Genomic DNA, 4,294 nt, shown 5'->3' with positions numbered 1-4,294 from the left:
GGGGGCGGCGTTGGGGGCGGCGTTGGGGTCGGCGTTGGCGTCGGGGTCGGGGTCGGCGTCGGCGTATCGATCACAGCCCATGGCCCCCAGGTGTCGGTGGCGCTGGGGACATTACCCTGCGTCCACCACTTGGCCTTGTAGGTGACGCCCTGGTAGAGCACGCACTGGCCGCCCGTGTAGACGGTAGCGGCATCCCATACGGCGCACGCTTCCACGGCGGCCAGCAGGGTGTTCGGCGTGGCGGTCGTGCCTTCCTGGCCGCCGCCGCAAGCGACGAGTACGCCGCTGAGCAGGGCCATCAATAATGCATTCGATTTCATGTGATTGTTGTCTCCGTTATGGTTGTACATCGAGAGCTGTTGCAGGCCCCTGAAGGGGCTCTTGTCAACTGTTATCCCTGGCCGGCTTTCCTGCATAGACTGCTACTGCAACTTCACATTCCAGTTGGCTTCCACGCATTTCACGTAGTTCCCGGCCAGCAAGGCGCTGTACGGGGTTTGATAGCTGACCAGCTGGCATTGGTTCTCGCCACCGGCGCTCCAGTTCTTTTCCCAGTAGATGTTGTAGGCAGCGGAACTGGCCGGGGTGAAGCGTTGCATGTTGGCGCAGGACAATTGTTCGCCGGAATAATCCCAGCCCATGTCGGCGGCAAATTGCTTGTAGTAATCGATACGGTTTTGCGCGGCCTGCTTTTCCGTGCCCTGCCCGCATTCGGCATTAATGATCATGATGGTGGTGGCGAAGTTATTGCCCGCACCGGCTGCCGTATCGGCCGCGTTGGGCACCCACGTGCCGTCGAGCACGTGCAGCATCGATGGCTTCGGCGGTTGCGGATAGACAAAGAAGAACGTGGCCGACGCCAGGTTCAGCCAGGTCGAGGCGACGAGGTCGGGATTTTTCAGCAGCACGGATTGATCGCCGTCATGCATGGCTTGGGAAAACGGCCCATAGTTGTAGTTGTAGGACAGCTGTTTGGCGCCGCGTCCAAAATACTTCTTGAAGCTGCCGTCGGCATTCTTGCCGCACGTCCATACCTTGTTGAAGACGGGATCGGCGCACTCGATGTTGTAGCCGCAGCCGGTGCCCGTCTCGTCGCAGCCCAGCTCGCGCAAATACTTCAAGCCCTGGCGCCATTGCGGCAGCGGGCTGCTGGCATTGTGGTCGCCCGTTTCCTGCCCGAAGTGGGCAAACATGGTGGCCAGGCTGTGGCGGCAGATGGCGTCCGCATTGCGCCCGTCGCCGTAGTCGTCGCACACGGCGGGGAACTTGGCCACGGCTTGCAGGAAACGTTGATACGTGTAACTGGCGTCGCGCGCGGCAAAATAGTAATCCCACTTCGCCGCTGGCAACAGGCGCTCGACGCGCTTGACGTTGAGCGGGTTGCCGGCCAGGCCAGGCTGGACGGCTTCGACGGCCGGATTGCCCAGGGTGCGGATCGAGGCCTTGACCTTGCGGAAAAAATCGTTATTCGTCAGCGCCGCCTCGTTGGCTTCGGCCTGGGCCCTGGTGGGCACGCCTGGCGTCGGTGTCGGCGTCGGTGTCGGTGTTGGCGTCGGAGTGGGCGTTGGCGTCGGGGTGGGCGTCGGCGTGCTGGTATCGAGGCTCCACGGTCCCCACTGGTCGTTGTTCGGCGCCGTGCCCTGCACCCACCATTTGGCCCGGTACACCTTGCCGTCGTAGACGGCGCACTGGTCCGCCGTATAGACGGCAGCCGCGCTCCAGGCAGCGCAACTGTCGCTGCCGGCGGTGGCGGCCAGCAGGGTCGACGGGGGTTCGGTGGTGGAATTGCCGCCGCAAGCGAGCAGCGCGCTGCCCAGCAGGCCTGCCATCAAGGGCGAGGCCAGCCGGCTGATTTGCCGTGTCTTCACATTGTCTCCTGAACGTTATACGAAAACTATCGAAGTAGCTTTTTATGTTGTACGTAAAGAAAGCGCAGCGAAGCATCGGCTTTCTGCACAGAGAATGCGACGCCCTAAATTGGTAGTCAAGTGGTTTTATACAACGGTGTTTTTTACAATACCAGTTGCATCAGCGCCGGTGCCCACGGCACCGTTGGCAAAGAATGAGCGGGAAAGATATGCGGCCGGCTCCAGCAATACCGCGCCGGCAGCGGTGCGGCAAGTGGTATCAGCACTGCCGCACGTATTTTCAGACGGATGGCGTTGCCACGCGCTGGTGTTGTGGATAATACAGCTCATAAAACCAGCCATACGCGCTTTCGATCTGCGCCTGGATACGCGGCGGTATCACATGCGCCTTGGGCGCGCTGATGGCCGATTGCTGGCGGTGCGTGTATTTCATGCGGTAATGGCTGTCGCTTTCCTGGATACCCACGGCAAGATCGGCTGGACCGATCTGGAAAGGTGCCAGGCCCAGCCACGCATACAGGTGCGACATGCATTCCACCGGCCGCGCCATCAAGTCTTCGAAACGCACGAAATACAGTTTCTGCTGCACCTCGACGGGCAGGTCCAGCACGGCATGCAGGGAACTCAAGGGTGCGCCGATGGTGCGGTCCTTGGCAAACAGCATGTCGGCCCGGCCCAGGCGGTCGAAATCGGCCAGATGGTCGACAAAATCAAGCAGGATGGTGCGCTGGTGCTGCGCTTCGATGGAGCCGTAAACCTGGCCCAGTTCGCGCACGCAGACGATGATTTTCGCTTCCGGCGCCAGTTGCAGCAGCAGCTCCACGCAATGCAGCCAGGCGCGGTTCTTGTCCACCACGCCCTGCTTGCCGCAATCCTGGTACCAGCCGCGCAGGAAACCCTGCATGGCCGTTTTCAAGTGGCCATAACTGGCATCGAAGGTGCTGTCGAGCTGCGACAGGAAAAACGCGTCGTCGCTGACCATGCGCCGCATGCCCAGCAAGGCGTTGCACAGGGGCGAGCTATTGCCTTCGCAATGCAAGTCGGGATGCTGCGCCAGCAGCTGGCACAGCAAGGTGGAACCGGCGCGTGGCAAGCCGGCCACGCCGATGAAATTGGATGTCATGCGATTGTACTTTCTGTTCAGCGCTGCTCTTCTGACGGAAATCAAGGATGGTGCCGCCATTATAAGAGCGCGGCAACGATGCACCGGTAAAAAAAATGCCGCCTCGAAACACGAAGCGGCACTCCGGCGCCACCATGCGGCAGGGCCGCTTGCTTTACTGGCTATCCTGGCGCGTGTTGCCGCCAGCTTCGGCCGGCAGGCGCAGGCCGCTATCGATCACGCTCAGGCGCAGGCCTGGCAAGACATTGCCGACGACATTGCCGGCCAACTGCACGGCCGGCGCGCTGCCGGCGCTCCCCGTCTCTGCCTCGCGCGGCGCCTCCTGCGCGGCGGCAGGCTTGCCTGGCGCCGTCTCGCCACTGACGATCATGTCGGCCTGCACCATATTGCCCTGCGACGGGGCCACGGCGACGGCGGCGATCACGTTCGCCACTGCGCTTTGCAGCGCTTCCGTCGGCTTGACTGTCAGCACGCCATCCACATAGTTCAGGGCGTAGTTGTTCGACGCCTGGCCCGATGCCGATACCAGATAATTGCCAGCTGCGGAAGTCGTCGCCGCCGGCGTGCTGAACGCCAGGTTGCCGCTCACTTCAGCCGCCAGCGTATCGCCACCGAGCAAGCCGCTGTAGCTGGCGCGGAAGTCGGGATTGGCGCGTCCCTGGTCTTTTTCAGCGTTATCGACTTTCACCGTCAGCGCCGCCTGCGAGATCGTGGCCGTCGTGCTGGCGCTGCTGTTGACCACGTAATTGCCCGCATCCGCGCCGCTCAGGCGTATGCCGGCCACCGTCACCGTCTTGCCCGCGCCCGCATTCTTGTCGCTGAAGCTGGCGCCATCGCTGGCAATGCTCAGCTGATCATTGCCGAGACGATTGTCGCGCAAGGAAACGGCGGCATTCGTGGTGGCGTCATATACCTTGTTGACGCCGCTGGCGCTGACCGTCAGTGCCGCTGGCGTGATATCTGCCGTGGTGCTGGCCAGCCTGCTGGCCAGCACGTAGTTCGCCGCATCGGCGCCACCCAGGGCCAGGCCGCTGATGGTTACGGTCTTGCTCCTTGCCGCATTCTTGTCGCTGAACGCGCCAAGCACGGGGCCGCCAGCCAGGCTCAAGGCGTCGCCAGCCACCAGGCCATTGAAGGTGGCGCCAGCCAGGTTCAGGCTGGCCGCCGTGCCACCGTCGTACACTTTGTTCGCGGCCACGATACCGGCAATGGCGCTGATGGACGCTGGCGTGATGCTGGCCGTCAAGCCGGTCGGATTGGCCACCGTGTAGTTGCTGGCCGAACCAGTGCCGTCGAGCAAGGT

4 protein-coding genes are annotated in these 4,294 nt (G+C 62.6%); all 4 read right to left on the bottom strand.

Features of this window, described 5'->3' with window-relative positions; genetic code table 11:
• On the bottom strand, positions 1 to 320 hold a 320-nt coding region (locus AC07X6_RS27175), incomplete at its 3' end, for a carbohydrate-binding protein (RefSeq protein ID WP_494793031.1).
• A gap of 102 nt (positions 321 to 422) precedes the next feature.
• On the bottom strand, positions 423 to 1,868 hold the full coding sequence (locus AC07X6_RS27170) for a glycoside hydrolase family 19 protein (RefSeq protein ID WP_494793030.1): 1,446 nt from the start codon (positions 1,866 to 1,868) through the stop codon (positions 423 to 425).
• Between the two features lie 280 nt (positions 1,869 to 2,148).
• On the bottom strand, positions 2,149 to 2,991 hold the full coding sequence (locus AC07X6_RS27165) for a sulfotransferase family protein (RefSeq protein ID WP_494793029.1): 843 nt from the start codon (positions 2,989 to 2,991) through the stop codon (positions 2,149 to 2,151).
• 154 nt (positions 2,992 to 3,145) lie between these two features.
• Positions 3,146 to 4,294 (bottom strand): YDG domain-containing protein (locus AC07X6_RS27160; RefSeq protein ID WP_494793028.1); only part of this gene is annotated, 1,149 nt, incomplete at its 5' end.

It is taken from the genome of Janthinobacterium sp. GW460-12-1-14-LB5, assembly GCF_059423585.1.
This window is presented reverse-complemented; position numbering and strand designations above follow the sequence as displayed.